This is a genomic window from Pseudomonas sp. S49 (assembly GCF_009866785.1).
Classification (GTDB): Bacteria; Pseudomonadota; Gammaproteobacteria; order Pseudomonadales; family Pseudomonadaceae; genus Aquipseudomonas.
Genome location: NZ_CP019432.1, coordinates 712,470 through 731,664, shown reverse-complemented (window position 1 = coordinate 731,664; position 19,195 = coordinate 712,470). Strand labels below are relative to the sequence as shown.

The 19,195-nt window shown below is 61.3% G+C and carries 14 protein-coding genes; 13 read left to right on the top strand and 1 reads right to left on the bottom strand.

From position 1 onward, the window contains the following. Positions 1–61 precede the first annotated feature (61 nt). The 9 genes from cbiE to PspS49_RS03070 all read left to right on the top strand — a co-directional run bounded on the left by cbiE (position 62) and on the right by PspS49_RS03070 (position 8,924). Entirely contained in the window at positions 62–1,273 is a 1,212-nt protein-coding gene (gene cbiE / locus PspS49_RS03110; protein WP_150750045.1) for a precorrin-6y C5,15-methyltransferase (decarboxylating) subunit CbiE, read from the top strand. Next, positions 1,266–2,363: a cobalt-precorrin-5B (C(1))-methyltransferase gene (locus PspS49_RS03105; RefSeq protein WP_160038056.1), complete on the top strand. Its 1,098-nt coding sequence runs from the start codon at positions 1,266–1,268 to the stop codon at positions 2,361–2,363. The genes cbiE and PspS49_RS03105 overlap by 8 nt, the downstream gene beginning before the upstream one ends. Further along, entirely contained in the window at positions 2,360–3,088 is a 729-nt protein-coding gene (locus PspS49_RS03100; RefSeq protein ID WP_160038054.1) for a cobalt-precorrin-6A reductase, read from the top strand. The genes PspS49_RS03105 and PspS49_RS03100 overlap by 4 nt, the downstream gene beginning before the upstream one ends. Positions 3,089–3,429: 341 nt before the next feature. Beyond that, positions 3,430–3,741 (top strand): hypothetical protein, encoded by a 312-nt coding sequence (locus PspS49_RS03095; protein ID WP_127925664.1) that lies wholly within the window; start codon positions 3,430–3,432, stop codon positions 3,739–3,741. 47 nt (positions 3,742–3,788) lie between these two features. Then, positions 3,789–4,187: a DUF2946 domain-containing protein gene (locus tag PspS49_RS03090; protein ID WP_150750048.1), complete on the top strand. Its 399-nt coding sequence runs from the start codon at positions 3,789–3,791 to the stop codon at positions 4,185–4,187. Positions 4,188–4,236: 49 nt separating this feature from the next. Then, positions 4,237–4,716, top strand: a complete 480-nt coding sequence (locus PspS49_RS03085; protein WP_127925662.1) for a copper chaperone PCu(A)C — start codon at positions 4,237–4,239, stop codon at positions 4,714–4,716. Positions 4,717–4,737: 21 nt separating this feature from the next. Further along, entirely contained in the window at positions 4,738–5,184 is a 447-nt protein-coding gene (locus PspS49_RS03080; RefSeq protein WP_127925661.1) for a DUF2946 domain-containing protein, read from the top strand. 84 nt (positions 5,185–5,268) lie between these two features. Beyond that, positions 5,269–7,389, top strand: coding sequence for a TonB-dependent copper receptor (locus PspS49_RS03075; protein ID WP_160038052.1), 2,121 nt, complete (start codon positions 5,269–5,271; stop codon positions 7,387–7,389). A 161-nt stretch (positions 7,390–7,550) separates the two neighbouring features. Continuing rightward, complete coding sequence (locus PspS49_RS03070; RefSeq protein WP_150775127.1) at positions 7,551–8,924, top strand: PepSY domain-containing protein; 1,374 nt, start codon at positions 7,551–7,553, stop codon at positions 8,922–8,924. Between the two features lie 41 nt (positions 8,925–8,965). Here the strand turns inward: PspS49_RS03070 and PspS49_RS03065 are convergent, their stop codons facing one another. After that, positions 8,966–13,768: a DUF4329 domain-containing protein gene (locus PspS49_RS03065; protein WP_160038050.1), complete on the bottom strand. Its 4,803-nt coding sequence runs from the start codon at positions 13,766–13,768 to the stop codon at positions 8,966–8,968. Between the two features lie 306 nt (positions 13,769–14,074). Between PspS49_RS03065 and urtA the strand changes: the two genes are divergently transcribed. The 4 genes from urtA to urtD all read left to right on the top strand — a co-directional run bounded on the left by urtA (position 14,075) and on the right by urtD (position 19,147). After that, positions 14,075–15,340: an urea ABC transporter substrate-binding protein gene (gene urtA / locus PspS49_RS03060; protein WP_127925657.1), complete on the top strand. Its 1,266-nt coding sequence runs from the start codon at positions 14,075–14,077 to the stop codon at positions 15,338–15,340. 359 nt (positions 15,341–15,699) lie between these two features. After that, positions 15,700–17,202: an urea ABC transporter permease subunit UrtB gene (urtB, locus tag PspS49_RS03055; RefSeq protein ID WP_160038048.1), complete on the top strand. Its 1,503-nt coding sequence runs from the start codon at positions 15,700–15,702 to the stop codon at positions 17,200–17,202. Next, entirely contained in the window at positions 17,202–18,281 is a 1,080-nt protein-coding gene (gene urtC / locus PspS49_RS03050) for an urea ABC transporter permease subunit UrtC (protein ID WP_102899410.1), read from the top strand. The genes urtB and urtC overlap by 1 nt, the downstream gene beginning before the upstream one ends. After that, positions 18,278–19,147: an urea ABC transporter ATP-binding protein UrtD gene (gene urtD / locus PspS49_RS03045; RefSeq protein ID WP_007918913.1), complete on the top strand. Its 870-nt coding sequence runs from the start codon at positions 18,278–18,280 to the stop codon at positions 19,145–19,147. The genes urtC and urtD overlap by 4 nt, the downstream gene beginning before the upstream one ends. Positions 19,148–19,195: the final 48 nt, after the last annotated feature.

The following is a 19,195-nucleotide window of genomic DNA, read 5'->3' as shown; positions in this document are numbered from 1 at the left end:
CTGCTTTGTCCGCTGGCATGAAAAGTCTGCCCGTCGGAACGGCGTGTTTAGAGGAATATAGATGTCACCCTGGCTGACGGTAGTGGGAATCGGTGAAGACGGCTTCAAGGGCCTGGGCAAAAACGCCCGGCGTGCCCTGTTGGGCGCCTCGCGGATCGTCGGTGGCCAGCGCCAACTTGATTTGTTGCCGGTGTGCATTCGCGGTGAACGGCAATTGTGGCCGAGCCCGTTTTCCCTCGCGCCGGTGCTGGCCCAGCGTGGCGAAGCGGTCTGCGTGCTGGCCAGTGGTGACCCGATGTTCTACGGCGTCGGTGCCAGCCTCGCCCGTCAGGTGCCGAGCGACGAGATGCTGATCCTGCCGGCACCGTCGTCCTGCTCGCTGGCCGCCGCTCGTCTCGGCTGGCCGTTGCAGGACGTGGTAACGCTGTCCTTGGTGGCCCGACCACTGGCGGCGCTCAATGCGCAATTATTCAGTGGCGTGCGTCTGTTGTTGCTGAGCAACGACGGTCAGAGCCCGGCTGCTGTTGCACAACTGCTCCGTGAGCGCGGCTTCGGTTCGAGCCGGATGTGCGTTCTCGAGCATCTCGGCGGTGACACCGAACGACGCATCGACAGCAGCGCCAGCGCCTGGGATGACGCGCCGATAGCCGACCTCAATGTCATCGCCATCGAATGCCTGGCCGATGCCGACGCCCCGCGCCTGTCACGCCTAGCTGGATTGCCAGACTCGGCATTCCAGCACGACGGCCAATTGACCAAACGCGACGTACGCGCCATCACCCTCGCCCGCCTTGCCCCGACCCCCGGCGAATTGCTTTGGGATGTCGGCGCCGGCAGCGGCTCGATCGGTATCGAGTGGATGCGCGCGCACCCCAGTTGCCGCGCCGTGGCCATCGAAGCCGATGACGGCCGCCAGCAATTGATCGAGCACAACCGCGATGCGTTGGGCGTGCCCGGTCTGCAATTGATTCGCGGCAAGGCGCCGCAGGCGCTGAACGGACTGGAACGCCCGGATGCAATTTTCATTGGCGGCGGCGTCACCCGTGAGGGCGTGTTCGAAACCTGCTGGGAGCAACTCAAGCCCGGTGGCCGTCTGGTCGCCAACGCGGTGACCCTGCAAAGCGAAGTCACCCTGATGAACTGGCGCGAACGCCATGGCGGCGAACTCACGCGTATCCATGTCGCCCAGGCGCAACCGCTCGGCGAGTTCGACACCTGGCGTCAGGCGCTACCGATCACCCTGCTCGATCTGGTCAAACCCCTCGATGCGTGACGAAACTGCCGAACAACCTGCGCCGCTGCGCAGCGGCCTGACCACTGGCAGCTGCGCCACCGCCACCAGCCTTGCCGCCGCGCGTCTGTTGCTCGGCGGACACTCCGCCGATGCGGTGCAGATTGTTTTGCCCAAAGGCAAACAGGTGCAGATGCGACTGGAGTTCTGTCGTTTGACCGATGACGGCGCCGAGGCCGGAACGATCAAGGATGCTGGCGACGATCCCGACGTGACTCACGGTGCCCTGCTCTATTCGCGGGTAAGGCTAATGGCCGAGCCGGGGATTCGCTTCAATGCCGGTGCCGGCGTGGGCACCGTGACCCGGCCGGGACTGGTGCTCGGGGTCGGTGAGCCGGCGATCAACCCGGTACCGCGCAAAATGATCAGCGATCACCTGACGCTGCTCGCCGCCGAGACTGGTTATGCCGGCGGCTTCGACGTCACGGTCAACGTCGAGGGCGGCGAAGCGCTGGCACTGAAAACCATGAATCCGCGACTGGGCATTCTTGGTGGGCTGTCGATCCTCGGCACCAGCGGCATTGTCCGCCCGTTTTCCTGTGCGGCTTACATCGCCTCGATTCATCAAGGCATCGACGTGGCGAAAACCAATGGTTACCTGCACATCGCCGCCTGCACCGGCAACGCCAGCGAAGACACCATGCGCCGGGTCTACGATCTGCCGGAAATCGCCCTGATCGAAATGGGTGACTTCGTCGGCGCGGTGCTCAAGCATTTGCGCAAAGTACCTGTGGATAAACTCAGCCTGTGCGGCGGCTTCGGCAAGATCAGCAAACTGGCCGCCGGGCACATGGATTTGCATTCGCGGCACTCGAGTATTGATTTGCCGCAACTGGCGGAGTGGGCGGCAGCGATAGGCGCCGATGAGCCATTGCTGCAAGGCATTCGTGAGGCCAATACCAGTCAGCAGGCGCTGGCCATGGCCAGTGCGGCAGGGATCGCGCTCGGTGATGAAGTCTGCCGCCATGCGCTGAATTTTGCCCGCAGCGTGGTGCCGGCGCAGGTGCAGGTCGAGGTGTTTGCGATTGATCGTCAGGGCGGGATCGTCGGGCACGCCGGAGGTTTTGCATGAAGCGGGTTCTGCTGTTGGGCGGCGTGACGGAAGCGCTGGCGATTGCCCGCACGCTCGGGCCAGAACATATCTACAGCCTCGCCGGTGTTGGCCGGGTGCCGACGGATCTGACTTGTCAGGTGCGCGTCGGTGGCTACGGGGGCGCTGAAGGGCTGGCGCAGTTCATTCGCGACGAAGGCATCGACTTGCTGCTCGATGCCACGCATCCCTATGCCGCACAGATCAGCCAGAACGCCGCGACCGCCGCACGACTGACCGACATCACCTGCTGGGCTTTGCGCCGTCCGGCGTGGCAGCCGCAGCCCGGTGATGACTGGCGCGAAGTCAGCGACTGGGCCGAGTTGATCGCTGCCCTCAAGCCGTTTCGCCGACCGCTGTTCACCCTCGGCCGCGAACCGCTGCAGCACCTCGATGAAATCCCTGCGGAGCAGTTCTGGACTCTGCGCGCCCTCGACGTCTATCCGGGCAATGAACGCTGCGAAGTGATCGGCGCCCGCGGGCCGTTTCTGCTGGAGGATGAGCGAGCGCTGTTCGAGCGGCGGCAGATCGATGTGTTGATCAGCAAGAACAGCGGCAGCACCGCGACCGAGCCGAAGCTGGAAGTGGCGCGCGAGCGTGGGGTGCCGGTGATTGTGTTGAAGCGACCGGGGTTGCCGGGGGTTGATCGGGAGTTTGCCTCGGTCGACGCAATCCTCATGGCCCTTGCGCCCCTTAACCTTATCTAAAAACAAGCGCAGTTCTCACGGACGCCTTCGCGAGCAAGTCGAATCGTCGCACCGCCGCTTCCACAAGGTTCGCGACGTACACAGACTACGTGTTCGCCACCGACCACTGTGGGAGCGAGCCTGCTCGCGAAGACGTCGGCAACGTCTGCACATCATTGCCTGCCCCACCGCTTTCGCGAGCAGGCTCGCTCCCACAATGTCACGGGCTCGACTGGATATCTGACTTGAATCCTACAAACGCGCCGGACACTGCCCACAACAACTTAACGAATCACTGACTATCGGCAGTCAGCGTCCACCTCTACGCTCAACGTCTTTGATTCCAAGGGCGTACACATCCAATGTCAGAAAAATTCTCCCGTTTCGACGTCAAGGATTACCTCAAAACGCCTGCCGATCTTAGCGAATACATCAAGGGTTGTGAGATCGAAGACTCGGGCGATGGGCAGCTCAACCGGGTGGCGCTCCGAGACTACAAGCAGACCATTCGTGCACGAATAGAAAGCGACTCGAATTTCGCCCAGGCAATGCGAATCGAAGCCGCTACACTCATTTATAACGGCGAAATCGAGCTGGGGCGCAGGCTTCTCAAGCTCTTGCAGGCAGCGCTGCGACACCAAACCGCACGACGCTTTTTTACTTATCGGCCCTGATCAGGCTAAATAGCCGCGCCTGATCGCCCACCCAATGGATCTGTCCCATGAACCGACACCGGCTAGCAATTGCCTGGATCGCCTGCTTTGCAGTGCTGTTCAACATGCTCGCCATGCCGATGACCGGGGCGATGGCGCAGGCGGCCAGTTCACCGGCCGAACAATGGCTCTGGAGCAGTTTCTGCACCGGCAGCGGGACCAAGATGGTGGCGATCAACATCGGCGCCAGCGATCAAAAAGCCCCGACCAACGACACTCATTCGAACATGCAGCATTGCTGGTGCTGCTCGGGCTCGGCGCCATTGGTGGCGCTGCCGGCGCACTCGCCGCAGCTGTATTTCGCCCGTTACGAAAGTAATCGCAGCGTGGCGCCCGCCTCACTGCAAACACCCACGCCGCGCCAGCAATGGCCGAGTCTCAATCCCCGTGCTTCCCCTCTGGTTTGATTTGTTCGCGCAATTGACCTGCGTTTCAAATCGTTCTGGAGAGACTGCCATGTTGAACAAACTCATCGTAATCGCTGCGCTATTGCTGCCGGCGTGCTTTGCCCATGCCCACGAATACAAGGCCGGCGAGCTGGAAATCGCCCACCCATGGTCGCAGGAGCTGCCGCCCAACGCGCCGACCGTCGCCGCGTATTTCATCATTCACAATGCAGGCAAAACTGCCGACCGTTTGCTCAGCGTCGACTCGCCCATCGCCCCCGAAGCCCAACTGCACGAGCACGTCATGCAGGGCGATCTCATGAAGATGCAGCAAGTGCCGAGCGTGGAAATCCCGGCCGGCGGCAACGTAACATTCGCGCCGATGGCCTGGCACGTGATGCTGCTCAACCCGACCGATCGAAGCCTGCTCAGCGATGGCAAACGCTTCCCGCTGACGATGCATTTCGAGAAGGCCGGTGACGTCACCGTCGACGTCTCGGTGCAGAAGAAGCCACCGGAAACCACGCAGGCCCACGCGCACGCTCAGTAAGCCTTTCGGCAGACTCCGCCCATGCGCCCGCTGAGCGCCAGGCCTTTGCGGCAACGCCGTCAGACTCAAACTCTGACTCGCGGCAGCTGGATCGCCCTGTTCGCCATGTTGATGATCTTCATCGGCCCACTGATTTCTCAGTCGATGCCGATGGATCAGCACGCCTCGACATCGATGCCGATGAGCATGGACATGTCGATGGACATGCCGCGTATGGATCACAGCGGCCACGACGCCAAGCCCTCAGCCGAACACTGCCCGCCACAATCCTCGCACCACGTGCTGTGGGAAAAGTGCGGCTATTGCAGCCTGCTGTTCAATTGCCCGGCACTGACCGGCGTCGGCGATTTCGTCGCCTTCAACATCCCACCGCTCAACACCTTCACCCCGCCCTCCCCACGCCTGGGCCATGCCCGGCAGACCTTCTTCCCCGGCGCCCGCACCCGCGCCCCGCCCATCGCCACGTAAACACGCACCTTTGATTACACACGGTTGAGAAGACAGCTTCAGGCTGCCGGCCGTGTCGTTTACGACTGTTTGATGGAAATTGTCATGTCCAGGTTTGCTGCTGTTCCACGCTCGGGTTTTGCCCCGGCGTCCTTCGCTTTGAACGAATCGCGGATTCGTTTCAGGCACGCTACCGCCGTCCTTTGCGGCGTTCTGCTGTCCCCGCTGGTGCTGGCCGATGATCACGCCGGCCACAACGAAGAACTCAGTCCAACGGTGATCACCGCAATTGCGCCGAGCTCGCCATTGACCATCGTCACCAATCCAAAAGATCCGCGCCAACCGGTGCCGGCCAGTGACGGCGGCGATTATCTGAAGACCATTCCGGGCTTCGCCCTGGTGCGCAATGGCGGCACCAACGGTGATCCGGTGCTGCGCGGCATGTTCGGCTCACGCCTGAACATCCTCACCAACGGCAGCATGATGCTCGGTGCCTGCCCCGGGCGGATGGACGCGCCGACTTCGTACATCTCGCCGGAAACCTACGACAAACTGACCGTGATCAAAGGCCCGCAAACCGTGCTTTGGGGGCCGGGCGCGTCGGCGGGTACGGTGCTGTTTGATCGTGAGCCGGAGAGCTTTGGCGAACTCGGCACACGGGTGAATGCGAGCATTCTGGCCGGGTCCCACGGACGCTTCGACAAAGTCGTCGACGCCGCTGCCGGTGGCCCGCTGGGCTACGTGCGAGTGATCGGCAACACCGCGCATTCCGACGATTACCGCGACGGCAACAACGATATCGTCGCCTCGCGCTACGACAAGTGGAACGGTGACATCGCGGTCGGATGGACGCCAGACGCCGACACCCTGATCGAACTCACCGCCGGCAAGGGCGACGGCGAAGCGCGCTACGCCGGGCGCGGCATGGACGGTTCGCAGTTCCTGCGGGAAAGCCTCGGTCTGCGTTTCGAAAAATCCAGCATCACCGACGTGCTGGAGAAACTCGAAGCGCAGGTCTACTACAACTACGCCGACCACGTGATGGACAACTACACCCTGCGCACGCCGTCCGGCACCGGGATGATGGCGGGCCCGATGGCGTCCAATGTCGACCGCCGCACCCTCGGCGCACGGATCAAGGCGACCTGGCGCTGGGCTGATATTCAGCTGATCACCGGCCTCGACGCGCAGACCAACGAACACCGCCAACGCAGCGGCATGGGCATCGACACCTACAAGGATCAGCCGTACAGCAAGGACGCCGATTTCCATAACTACGGTGTGTTCAGCGAGATGACCTGGTACGCCGCCGACCGTGATCGGCTGATCACCGGCGCCCGTGTCGACCGTGCTTCAGCCAAGGATTACCGGCAAACCACCGGTTCGGGAATGATGAGCCGCCCCAGCCCGACCGCCGACGATACCCGCGCCGACACCCTGCCCAGCGGGTTCATTCGCTACGAGCATGACCTGGCCGACAGTCCGACCACGCTCTATGCGGGCCTCGGTCACGCGCAGCGCTTCCCGGATTATTGGGAGCTGTTTTCGCCCAAGTCCGGCCCGGCGGAATCGGTCAACGCGTTCGATTCGATCAAACCGGAAAAGACCACCCAGTTCGACTTCGGCGTGAACTACAAGAGCGCCGAACTCGAAGCCTGGGCCTCGGGTTACGTCGGCGTGATCCGCGATTACATCCTCTTCGACTACACCCCGGGAATGATGGGCATGAGTACTTCGCGCGCCGAGAACATCGACGCGCGAATCATGGGCGGTGAACTCGGTGCCGCGTACAGACTCACCGATAACTGGAAAGCCGATGCGACCCTGGCTTACGCCTGGGGCAAAAACAGCAGCGACGGCACGGCCCTGCCGCAAATGCCGCCACTGGATGCACGCTTCGGCCTGACCTATACCGAAGACAACTGGAGCGCTGGCGCACTGTGGAGGGTGGTTGCCGCGCAAAACCGTATCGACCAGAACAAGGGCAACGTGGTCGGCAAGGATTACGACAAGAGTTCCGGCTTCGGCGTGTTCTCACTCAACGGTGCCTATCGGATCAACAAACACTGGAAGGTCAGCAGCGGCGTCGACAACCTGTTCGGCAAGGCTTACGCCGAACACCTGAACCTGGCGGGCAACGCCGGATTCGGCTACCCGGCCAACGACCCGCAAGCGATCAATGAACCGGGGCGCACGCTCTGGACCAAGGTCGACATGAGTTTCTAACACCCACCCATGTGGGAGCGAGCCTGCTCGCGAAGGGGACGGCACATCCAACGTTGATGTCGTCTGGCACGACGCCTTCGCGAGCAGGTCGAATCGTCGCACCGTCGCTCCCACAGGGTTGCAGAACAACTAGAAGATCCAAGCCAAGCGGAGCACACGTGATGAAACAGCCCAAACCGAATTTCTACAACCTGGCCTGGCGTTGGCATTTTTACGCCGGCCTGTTCGTCGCCCCGTTCATGGTGATGCTGGCCCTGACCGGCATCATCTACCTGTTCAAACCGCAGCTCGATTCGCTGATGTACAGCAGCCTGCTCAACGTCCCGGCCGGCCATCACACAGTGCCGGCCGACGACTTGCTGCAGCGGGTAAAAAGCGCTTATCCACAAGGCCAGATCACCCAGTACCTGCCGCCGGTGAATGCCGAACGCAGCGCACAGTTTGTGGTGAAGAACGCCGGCCAGGAACTCAACGTATTCGTCGATCCGTACCATGGCGACATCCTTGGCGAACAGGATGCCAAGCAAAACCTGCAAGCCATCGCTCGCGCCATTCACGGCGAATTGATGATCGGCACCGTCGGTGACCGCCTCATCGAAATGGCTGCCGGGTGGGGTGTGGTGCTGGTGGTGTCGGGCCTGTTTCTGTGGTGGCCGCGCGGTCAGGCAGCGGGCATTCTGTGGCCACGCCTGAACAGTCGCGGCCGCGTGTTGTGGCGTGATCTGCACGCGGTGACCGGGTTCTGGGGCGCGACCTTGCTGTTGGTGATGCTGCTCAGTGGCATGACCTGGACGGGTTTCTGGGGCAAGCAATACGCCCAGGTGTGGAACGTGTTCCCGGCGGCGATGTGGGACAACGTACCGACCTCCGACATCGAGGCGCGCACCCTTAACACCGCCACCCGCCAGACCGTGCCATGGGCGATGGAAAACACGCCGATGCCGATGTCCGGCGACCATGCCGAACACATGGCCCACGGCAACGCCAACGCCGGTCCCGCCGCACCGGGGATCAGCCTGCAAGACGTGCAGAACATCGCCACTCAGCGCAAAGTCGAACCGGGCTACAGCATCACTCTGCCGACCACCGCCACCGGTGTATTCACCATCGCCGTGTTCGCCGATGACCCACGCAACGATGCGACCCTGCATGTCGATCAGTACACCGGCAAGGTTCTCGCCGATGTGCGTTTCGAACAATACGGCAGCGTTGCCCGCGCCACGGAAATCGGCGTGATGCTCCACGAAGGCAAGATGTTCGGCACCTTCAATCAGATCGTCGTGCTGCTGATCTGCCTGATGATTCTGCTCAGCGCCGTCAGCGGCGTGGTGATCTGGTGGAAGCGCCGGCCACAGGGCAAATTCGGCGTACCGCCGTTGCGGCATGACCTGCCGAAATGGAAAACCGGCGTGGTGATCATGCTGGCGCTGGCGGTGGTCTTTCCGCTGGTGGGGGCTTCGCTGGTGGTGGTGTGGTTGCTGGACAGGCTCTTATTGACCCGTTTCGCCCAGCGCACCGCCGATCTGGCGCCCTGACGTCATAGGCGCGGGCAGCCTTATCTGCCCGCGCCTGCGGCCTACAGCTCGTCTTTTCTGCGCACGGTGCCTTCAACCGATGATTGCTGACGACGTATTTTCCAGCCATCGCCCATCCGCCCCGTCTGACGCCAGTAGCGTCCGGCGACCAGCACGCGCAACTCGCCCAATTGCATGAGTTGCGAGACAAACTCGGCAGGGCTTAACCGACTGACCCATCGCCCGTCCTTGAAAGCAAGAAACCGGGCTGACAGCAGCAGATCATTTTCGGCGGCGGAATAATCGGGGGTGTACTTGAGCAACACTTGCTCGGGCGTCGAATAGTAATAGGCCTGAATATTCAGCCCTTTGTTTTTCAGTGCGTGGGTGTGCGCATGCATTCGATCAGGCGCAGGGAAATTGCCCCTGACTTGCTCGACGTCCGCTGACAGCGTGATGTTGGGCGACAAATTGAACTGGTGGCTGGCCACACACGTGTAACCGTCGAACAGACTCAACGGAGGATTGCGTGATGAAGAATCCTTGGCAGTACTGAATAACTGCTCACGAAGACTGTCACCATTGGCGAAACCGGCAATCGGTTCAAGGGGCACAAAGCGCTGGCTCGTCGACCGCGCCAGAATCGCCCCTTCGTACCCGGTTCGGCCAAGTGTTTCTTTATCCACTCGCTGCTGGGCATAGCGCGCGGCATCGTCGGGGTGATTGAAAATCGGTCCCAGTGCCGGCACCGGATGACGTTGCCAGCGCTGCTCGTGGGGCGTATCGGCAAGTTGCGGCTGCCAGTCTTCTGTCACCTGACCATGACGCGACCAGCAGTCACTGGTTTCAATGACCTCGAGTCGGCCAGCTTTGGCCATCCGCTGAACGTACCCAGCCAAACTGAACCGGCCTCTGGCCATATCGCGCTCATCGACCGTTGCCTGCTCAGGCGATACGAACGAGTTGGGAAGCAGCTTGATCTGGCCAAACTCGTCATAAAACTCGCCAGGCTCGAACGCATGCAATTGCCATTTCAACAGAGCGCCGTCGGCGCAGGACAAGTAAATCAGCTTGTACCCCTGAGGCGTGCTGGCGCGCCTACAGGCTTGCTGAATATCGTTTGGCGCAAAAAGGAAATGGCGCACATCATCGGCCCGAACGCCAACCGGCGGCAACGGCGCACGCAGATACAGCGCGTCCCAGGCATATCCGCGCAGCCATCGGCCTTGGGGAAACACCCGATCCAGCGCCAGCTCGGAACGCTGCGCTGGCAGCGGCAACGTGGCGAGGTACACGCCCTCGCGAGCGTACAGGACGAATCCGAACGTCAGCGTGTCGCGACTGACCGAAGCCTCATGCACGTAACGGGCAGTCGCATCGGCCTGCAGGAACAGCGGACTGCACACCGGGTCACGCATGGCTTGGGTGTAGTCAGCGGCAGATCGCAGATCGTTGGCATAAGGTGTCCATTGCTCCACGGCGCGGGGCGAGCCCCAGATTTCGCTGCCGGTCACAACCTGCAAATAGCCGATTCTGGCCAAGGAGTTGATCCAGGCAACCGGTTGCAACTCACCGTTGCGGATGCGCTGTCTGATCGCGTCTGCATCGAGATTGGCGGGAACCTTGGTGTTGTCCGACAGCGCCGCTGCAAGGTCAGCCCGCAAGCGCTCCCACAAACCCGGGTAATAGCAGATCAACGCACCGTCCGGGGCGAACAGGTATTCATCCCAATCCTTGAAGTGGCGAGTGAACGCCGAGTACACGGTGTCGACCGACAGCATGTTCAGGTAAATCTGCTTCTGAACCGGCGAAAACGTGACCGACAATTCCCGAACGACCCGGGATCGATAGCGTGCCGCAATCTTGCAACCCAAGGGAAACAGGCCTGCGCGCTTGCTCTCATCCGGGAAGATCTCTGTGCTGTCGAAATTTTCCCGTGAAACTTCGACCGGTAGCGTGGCCACGTACAGCGCATCCGCTCGGCGCAGAATCAGGCCACCCCACGTCTTCTCGCTAGCGCTGGGCAGAAGCGATCGGACATACACCGCCGCGTCGTCAGCGCTTTGGAAAGCCGGGCTGAGCCAGCGCCGCTCCAGGTTTGCAAAAGGCTGCCAGGTCGGCTTGACCTTGCCCGGGCGATCCCAGCACTCGCTCGTTCTGATGACCGACAGTTCGCCACTGCTGGCCACCACCTGGACGAAATCCGTCGCGACCTTCGCACCGGAAAGCAGATCGCGCTTGATGCTGTCGAGCGTCGCTTGCGAGGTGTTGTCATGAAACAGTTTACTGGTCGCGCTGCGCCGGTATTTCAACAGCGCACCCTCTCGGTTGGCGATATACAACGCTGCCGGCAAGTCCGAAGCGACCAGCGGACGCCGCGGCGAGTAATACATCGCAACGGTGAGATCGTCCGGCGTGATGAAGTAATGCGCCAGCCAGTCGGCGGGCCGCTCAGACAGATCCTTTACGCGCTGATGCGAATAAAAGCTGGCAAACAGATCGAAGCCTTCGGGATATCGATACCAGGGCTCGGTGGTCATAGAGGCAAACACGCTATCCAGATCGAACAGGTTGTCGCGCCGTTCACTGACCGGAATCAGTTCGGTAGCGATAAATTCCTCCCGCTCCCTGTGCTTGAGAATGAATCCGAACCATGCGCGCTTGTCGTCCTGCAAGCGCGTATCGCGAGCGTACTGACTCTGCGCCGCTTCGTCCGCCGACGCGAAGAGCGCGCCGTACAGAAGGTGCACCGGTCGTTTCCACGGCAACGGTGCTGGCGAAGTCGGCCCGGGCGGCGTCAGTTCGGGGTACGGCGGCAGATCCGGCTGGGATAACGGCGGACCAGGCAATTCGCGAGGCGGGGGCTCGGTTGACGCTGGCAGGGGTAACTCTGCGAATGCCCAGCCTGCAACTATCGGCCCTCGATACCCCCACAACGCATCATCGATCAGGCTCACCAACTCGCCGGCTGCCGCCTGCTCACGGACAAACGCCTGCGGCCGCTTGCTTCCCGCGTCCAGATCCCTGGCCAACGTGCCGGGGTGCTGGCGAGTGCCGAGGCGAGTGGCAAGATCCTTCGCGGCCAGGGTCACTGAAGGCGTGTAGCGGATCAGACTGTCCCGGCCGCCAGAGCAATACAGAACAAGCGTGTCGGCCAAAGCCTGGCGCACTTCTTCGACGCTCAACATCTGCAGGCTGAGCAACGCCTCCCGCGGCGTCCAGCGGTGATACCCGACGTGCACCGGATCGAGCCGCGACAACGCAACATGGGACACATAGCGCGCCTGCAAGCGATGATCATCGGGAAATATCGTCTGCCCGTGGTTGTCCAGCGGATAGAGCCGTCCCTGGCTCAGCGTGTCGATATCGCCTTCCCGCGGCTCGGTCACGACGAAGCGTTTGTCGCTGCGCTGAAAAACATACCCGGCATACTGTCGATCACGGCGAATGCCGATCTGATCATGGGCATACCGGGCTGCGTCATCGGCGCTCAGAAAATCCCGGCTCAGCACCGGCCAGGGGAAATGCGCGAAAGGTTGCCATTGCAGATCCACCGGCCCCAGTTGCGCCCACAAGGCACTGCCACGCACGACGTTGAGCCTGCCGGCCAACACCAGCATCGAGACAAACATACGCGGACGAAGCGTGTCAGCCAGCAGTCTGGATTGCACCCCGTTGTCGCCGATCGTGCCGTCGGCCTGTTCGACACTCAGCGCCGCTTCGACCGGACTGCCGCTGAACTGGTATTGCAGCATCGCGTAGTCTGTGGCCTGCATGAACAGCGACAATGGCCGGCTGGCAGCCAACCAGCGTTGACTGCGGGCACGGGCTGCGATGGCCAGAGCCATTTCCTGCGGGGTGAAAAAGTTCTCATAGAGCCACGGTTGCACCGGCGGAAACTGCGTCGGGTCAGGGCGTGACGCAAAGTAAAAGCCTTCCAGCGCATAGCCGGCCGGCAGGCGCAATTGACCGCTGGCCTCCAGCGGAAAGATTTTTTCCGGATCCCACGCGTCCAGCCCAGCAGGACGCGCATGGGTCGCGACATATTCTTCTGCACCGCGCTTTTTCAAGAGCAGGCCCGTCGTCTGCGCACCTCGGGATTTCAGCGCTGCGAGCACGGCACGTTCGGCATTGACGCAGACGCGCGTCATCAGAGGCAGCTCGGTGATCACACCGGCGGAAAAAGGTGCGCCGGCTTTCCAGGCTGCGGGGACCTGCCCAACGGAATGTCCCCAGTCGGCACTCGAAACAATGACTTTGAGTTCTCCCACGGTCGCGAGCTTGTTGATCAGGCTCATCAACTCATAAGCCCCCGACGGATGCCCAGAAGGCGCGCCGGATTGATGCCAGAGGTAGTAATCGCGCTCCTCAGGCGAGCCGCTCGACACATATTTGAGCAATGTGCCGTCGGCACCCGACAGATAAGCGCTGCGAAAAAAATCCCGCGCCGTCACATCGCCAATGAAGTCGGCCGCCGAAAAGAAACTGATGAAGAGCCTGACCAGCCTTTCATCCTGACGCGGATTGTCCTTGCGGAACTCATCATGCAGCGGCGGATGGCTATGCAAGCTGGCGACGCATCGGTAGCCCAGCGGATGGAGCATCATGCCAGCGGCATCGATTTCGAGAAGGGAGCCAAAGTCGAAGCGTGTGGGTTCACCCGCTATCGGTGAGGTGACCACGAATTTTCCATCCGGACGCAGCAGAATAACGCTGCCGTACTCCTTGTCCGATTTCCGCGCAATGCGCGTGTGGGCCCAATATGCCGCGTCCTCCTCAGTCAGAAACGCCGGGCTCAGAGGGGGCAGCTTGAATTTTGCGGAAGTCCTTGCAGCGCGGCCGGATCGGCCAGACACATCATTCATAAAAAATCCTGGGAGAAAATCGGGATGGCTGCGAATGAGTGTGTGCCTGCGGACCAAGCGAGCCGCGGTACATGTTTATCGTTTATGTATCCGCATCTATAGCGTCAGGCCGCGCCCCAATCTGGCGCACCTCGACGCACCAACGCCCACACCCTGTCCGTTCGTGGTGCGCACCGCGGTCATGCGACCGCTCTGAAACGACATTTTCCTGCCCGATCCCGACCGGGCACAGCCCTTGCAAAACACACCTTCAGTCGTCCGCATCTGCCAACCAGAAAAACTTCAAACGTTCATGGAGATCGCACAATGAAGCGTCGCAGTTTGATCAAGGCTTTCACACTCACGGCATCCGTTGCCGCGATGGGCATGACCTGGACCGTCCAGGCCGCCGAGACCATCAAGGTCGGGATTCTGCATTCGTTGTCCGGCACCATGGCGATCTCCGAAACGTCGCTCAAAGACATGGCGCTGATGACCATCGACGAGATCAACGCCAAGGGCGGCGTCAACGGCAAGATGCTTGAGCCGGTGGTGGTTGATCCGGCGTCGAACTGGCCGCTGTTCGCCGAAAAGGGCCGGCAGTTGCTGACCCAGGACAAGGTCGCCGTGGTGTTCGGCTGCTGGACCTCGGTGTCGCGTAAATCGGTGCTGCCGGTGTTCGAAGAGCTCAACGGTTTGCTGTTCTACCCGGTGCAATACGAAGGCGAAGAGATGTCGCCGAACGTCTTCTACACCGGCGCTGCACCGAACCAGCAAGCGATCCCGGCGGTTGAATACCTGATGAGTGAAGAAGGTGGCAGTGCCAAGCGCTACTTCCTGCTCGGCACCGACTACGTCTACCCGCGCACCACCAACAAGATCCTGCGCTCGTTCCTGCACTCCAAAGGCGTGGCCGACAAGGACATCGAAGAGGTCTACACGCCGTTCGGTCACAGCGACTATCAAACCATCGTCGCCAACATCAAAAAATTCTCCGCTGGTGGCAAGACTGCGGTGATCTCGACGGTCAACGGCGACTCCAACGTGCCGTTCTATAAAGAGCTGGCCAACCAGGGTCTGAAGGCGACCGACGTACCGGTTGTGGCGTTCTCGGTCGGCGAAGAAGAACTGCGCGGCATCGACACCAAACCGCTGGTGGGCAACCTCGCGGCGTGGAACTACTTCGAGTCGGTAGAGAACCCGCAGAACAAGAAATTCGTCGCGGACTGGAAAGCCTACGCGAAGAAACACAACCTGCCGGGCGCCGACAAAGCCGTGACCAACGACCCGATGGAAGCCACTTACGTCGGCATCCACATGTGGGCGCAGGCGGTTGAGAAAGCCAAATCGACAGACGTCGACAAAGTCCGCGAGGCCCTCGCCGGCCAGACCTTTGCCGCGCCGTCGGGCTACACGCTGACCATGGACAAGACCAACCACCACCTGCACAAACCGGTGATGATCGGCGAGATTCAGGCTGATGGTCAGTTCAACGTGGTGTGGCAGACCGAAGGGCCGATTCGCGCGCAACCGTGGAGCCCGTTCATTCAGGGCAACGACAAGAAGCCCGATTATGCGGTGAAGAGCAACTGAGGCGGATTCAGTTTTTGAGGTGGGCTTTAGATTTCCCCCTCACCCCAGCCCTCTCCCTCAGGGAGAGGGGAAAGGGAGCCGATCTTCATGTTTTTCAAAGCCTGAGTTCGGCTCGAATTCGCAGGTCGCAGCACATCGTCCAGACACCTCGGCCAGCCCCCTCTCCCTCCGGGAGTGGGGGAAGGGAGCAGATCTCTATGGCTTTCAGATCCTGAGTTCGACGCAGGAATGTCAGGTCGGTGTTGGATGACCTGACAACCCGGTCAGTCCCCTCTCCCTCTGGGAGAGGGTTAGGGTGAGGGGCGGATTCACAGCCGGACACCGCTCCATCGGCCACCGCAAGAAAGGAAACACCACTAATGCCCACTGCCATACACCGCTTTCTCATAGCCATCGCACTATTGCTGCCGATGCTGGCCCACGCCGGCGACGTCGAAGACTTCGTCGCGGCCAATCCTGTGCAGCAAGCCAAACTGCTGGAAACCTGGGCCGCGCAGCCCGATCCGGCCCGTATCGAATTGATCAACGCCCTGCAACAAGGCGAAATGACCATCGACGGCCAAGTGAAAACCCTGCGCCTGAACAATCGCCTGCGGGGTCTGATCGACACCGCCATGGCCAGCCACCAATTGCTCGCCGCCGACGCCAAAATCCGTCTGAGCGCCGCGCAGCAATTGCAGAAAAGCGCGAAACCCGCGCAGCTGAAATTCCTCGACCAGCAACTGGCTGGCGAAAAAGATGAAAACGTCCATGCCGCCCTGAGCCTGGCGCTGGCCAATCTGCAACTGGTCGATACCGATCCGGCCGTGCGCCTCGCTGCAGTACGCCTGCTCGGCGAAACCGGTGATCCGCTGGCACGCACGCGCCTCGAAGGTTTGCTCGAACCCGGCGTTGAAGCCGACGCCAACGTACGCACCGCAGCCGAAACCAGCCTTGCTCAAGTCAAACGCAAACTGCTGATCGGCGAGATCCTCGGTCAAGCCTTCAGCGGCATGTCCCTCGGTTCGATTCTGCTGTTGGCGGCACTCGGTCTGGCGATCACGTTCGGCCTACTCGGCGTGATCAACATGGCCCACGGCGAGATGCTGATGCTCGGTGCCTACTCGACGTACGTGGTGCAGTTGATGTTCCAGCGCTACGCACCACAGGCGATTGAGTTCTACCCGTTGATCGCGCTGCCGGTGGCGTTCTTCGTCACAGCGGCGATCGGCATGGCACTGGAACGCACGGTAATTCGCCACCTCTACGGCCGCCCCCTGGAAACCTTGCTCGCCACCTGGGGCATCAGCCTGATGCTGATTCAACTGGTGCGCCTGTTGTTCGGCGCGCAAAACGTTGAAGTGGCCAACCCGGCGTGGCTGTCCGGCGGCATTCAAGTGCTGCCGAATCTGGTGCTGCCATACAACCGCATCGTGATCATCGCCTTCGCTTTGTTCGTCGTCGTGCTGACGTGGCTGCTGCTGAACAAAACCCGCCTCGGCCTCAACGTTCGCGCCGTCACCCAGAACCGCAACATGGCCGCCTGCTGCGGTGTGCCGACCGGGCGCGTGGACATGCTCGCGTTCGGCCTCGGCTCGGGCATCGCCGGCCTCGGCGGTGTGGCGCTGAGCCAGATCGGCAACGTCGGCCCGGACCTCGGCCAGAGCTACATCATCGACTCGTTCCTGGTGGTGGTGCTCGGCGGCGTCGGTCAATTGGCCGGTAGCGTGCTCGCCGCGTTCGGCCTGGGCATCGCCAACAAAATTCTCGAACCGCAGATCGGTGCGGTGCTCGGCAAGATCCTGATCCTCGCGCTGATCATTCTGTTTATCCAGAAACGTCCGCAAGGCCTCTTCGCACTGAAAGGACGGGTGATCGACTGATGAACCAGCCTCTGTTAGTCACGGCCACACAAAAGGCCGGCCCGAAAGTCACGATCGCCGTCGGTGCGGTGATCCTCGCCCTGCTGATCGCCCTGCCGCTGCTGTCGTTGTTGCCGGCGGAAAATGCCCTGTCGGTCTCGGCGTACACGCTGACGCTGGTTGGTAAAATCCTCTGCTACGCCATCGTCGCCCTGGCGCTGGATCTGGTCTGGGGTTATGCCGGTTTGCTGTCGCTGGGTCACGGTCTGTTCTTCGCCCTCGGCGGTTATGCGATGGGCATGTACCTGATGCGTCAGGCTGCCGGTGATGGCTTGCCGGCGTTCATGACTTTCCTGTCGTGGAGCGAATTGCCGTGGTACTGGACCGGCACCAGCAGCTTCGTCTGGGCGATGTGTCTGGTGGTATTGGCGCCGGGCTTGCTGGCGCTGGTGTTCGGTTTCTTCGCCTTCCGCTCGCGGATCAAAGGCGTGTATTTCTCGATCATGACCCAGGCCCTGACCTTCGCCGGCATGCTCTTGTTTTTCCGCAACGAGACCGGCTTCGGCGGCAACAACGGCTTCACCAATTTCCGCACGATTCTCGGTTTCGGCATCACCGAACCGGGCACTCGCGCGGTGTTGTTTCTGGCCACGGTGTTGTTGCTGGTGGCGAGTCTGTTCATCGGCTGGCGCCTGGCGCAGAGCAAGTTCGGTCGCGTGCTGACAGCATTGCGCGATGCGGAAAACCGCTTGATGTTCTGCGGCTACGACCCGCGCGGTTTCAAGTTGTTCGTGTGGGTGTTGAGCGCGGTGTTGTGTGGTCTGGCCGGTGCGTTGTACGTGCCGCAAGTCGGGATCATCAACCCCAGCGAAATGTCGCCGACCAACTCGATTGAAGCGGCGGTTTGGGTGGCTCTTGGCGGGCGCGGCACGCTGATCGGCCCGTTGCTCGGTGCCGGTGTGGTCAACGGCATGAAGAGCTGGTTCACCGTGGCGTTCCCGGAATATTGGCTGTTCTTTCTCGGCGCGCTGTTCATCGTCGTGACGCTGTACCTGCCCAAAGGCGTGATCGGTCTGCTGAAGAAACGAGGTGAACAATGAGAGTCACGGCGAGCGCGGAATTCATGTTGGAACCGGCCTTCTTTCCCGTCGAACCGAATAAGGACGCCGGCACCAGCCGCGATTCGATCGGCCTCGGCCAGCGCGTCGGTCCGGGCCTCGACACCCGTCACGGCACGATCCTCACACTGGAAGACATCAGCGTCAGCTTCGATGGCTTTCGTGCACTGAACAATCTCAATCTGTACATCGGCGTCGGCGAATTGCGCTGCATCATCGGCCCCAACGGTGCGGGCAAAACCACGCTGATGGACGTGATCACCGGCAAGACCCGCCCGAGTCACGGCAAGGCGTGGTTCGGCGAAACGCTGGATCTGACGCAGATGAGCGAAGTGCAGATCGCCCAGGCTGGCATCGGCCGCAAGTTTCAGAAGCCGACAGTGTTCGAGGCGCTGAGCGTGTTTGAAAACCTGGAGCTGGCACAGAAAACCGACAAGTCGGTGTGGGCCAGTTTGCGTGCGCGTTTGAGTGGTGAGCAAAAGGACCGGATCAGCGAAGTGCTGGAGACGATTCGCCTGACCACCTCGGTCAATCGTCAAGCCGGGTTGCTCTCTCATGGACAGAAGCAGTTTCTCGAGATCGGCATGCTGTTGATGCAGGACCCGCAATTGTTGCTGCTCGATGAGCCGGTGGCGGGGATGACTGATGCGGAAACCGAGTTCACCGCTGAACTGTTCAAGAGCCTGGCGGGCAAGCATTCGTTGATGGTGGTGGAGCATGACATGGGGTTTGTCGGCTCGATTGCCGACCATGTGACCGTGCTGCACCAGGGCAGCGTTTTGGCGGAAGGCTCGCTTGAACAAGTGCAGGAAAACGAGCGCGTGATCGAGGTCTACCTCGGCCGCTAAGGACTCAGATCGTTCCCACGCTCCGCGTGGGAATGCCGCCATGGACGC

What these genes read in the sequence shown, in the direction of transcription:
- cbiE (WP_150750045.1), top strand. Translation starts at nt 62, where the DNA reads ATGTCACCCTGGCTGACGGTAGTGGGAATCGGTGAAGACGGCTTCAAG.
- PspS49_RS03105 (WP_160038056.1), top strand. Translation starts at nt 1,266, where the DNA reads ATGCGTGACGAAACTGCCGAACAACCTGCGCCGCTGCGCAGCGGCCTG.
- PspS49_RS03100 (WP_160038054.1), top strand. Translation starts at nt 2,360, where the DNA reads ATGAAGCGGGTTCTGCTGTTGGGCGGCGTGACGGAAGCGCTGGCGATT.
- PspS49_RS03095 (WP_127925664.1), top strand. Translation starts at nt 3,430, where the DNA reads ATGTCAGAAAAATTCTCCCGTTTCGACGTCAAGGATTACCTCAAAACG.
- PspS49_RS03090 (WP_150750048.1), top strand. Translation starts at nt 3,789, where the DNA reads ATGAACCGACACCGGCTAGCAATTGCCTGGATCGCCTGCTTTGCAGTG.
- PspS49_RS03085 (WP_127925662.1), top strand. Translation starts at nt 4,237, where the DNA reads ATGTTGAACAAACTCATCGTAATCGCTGCGCTATTGCTGCCGGCGTGC.
- PspS49_RS03080 (WP_127925661.1), top strand. Translation starts at nt 4,738, where the DNA reads ATGCGCCCGCTGAGCGCCAGGCCTTTGCGGCAACGCCGTCAGACTCAA.
- PspS49_RS03075 (WP_160038052.1), top strand. Translation starts at nt 5,269, where the DNA reads ATGTCCAGGTTTGCTGCTGTTCCACGCTCGGGTTTTGCCCCGGCGTCC.
- PspS49_RS03070 (WP_150775127.1), top strand. Translation starts at nt 7,551, where the DNA reads ATGAAACAGCCCAAACCGAATTTCTACAACCTGGCCTGGCGTTGGCAT.
- PspS49_RS03065 (WP_160038050.1), bottom strand. Translation starts at nt 13,768, where the DNA reads ATGAATGATGTGTCTGGCCGATCCGGCCGCGCTGCAAGGACTTCCGCA.
- urtA (WP_127925657.1), top strand. Translation starts at nt 14,075, where the DNA reads ATGAAGCGTCGCAGTTTGATCAAGGCTTTCACACTCACGGCATCCGTT.
- urtB (WP_160038048.1), top strand. Translation starts at nt 15,700, where the DNA reads ATGCCCACTGCCATACACCGCTTTCTCATAGCCATCGCACTATTGCTG.
- urtC (WP_102899410.1), top strand. Translation starts at nt 17,202, where the DNA reads ATGAACCAGCCTCTGTTAGTCACGGCCACACAAAAGGCCGGCCCGAAA.
- urtD (WP_007918913.1), top strand. Translation starts at nt 18,278, where the DNA reads ATGAGAGTCACGGCGAGCGCGGAATTCATGTTGGAACCGGCCTTCTTT.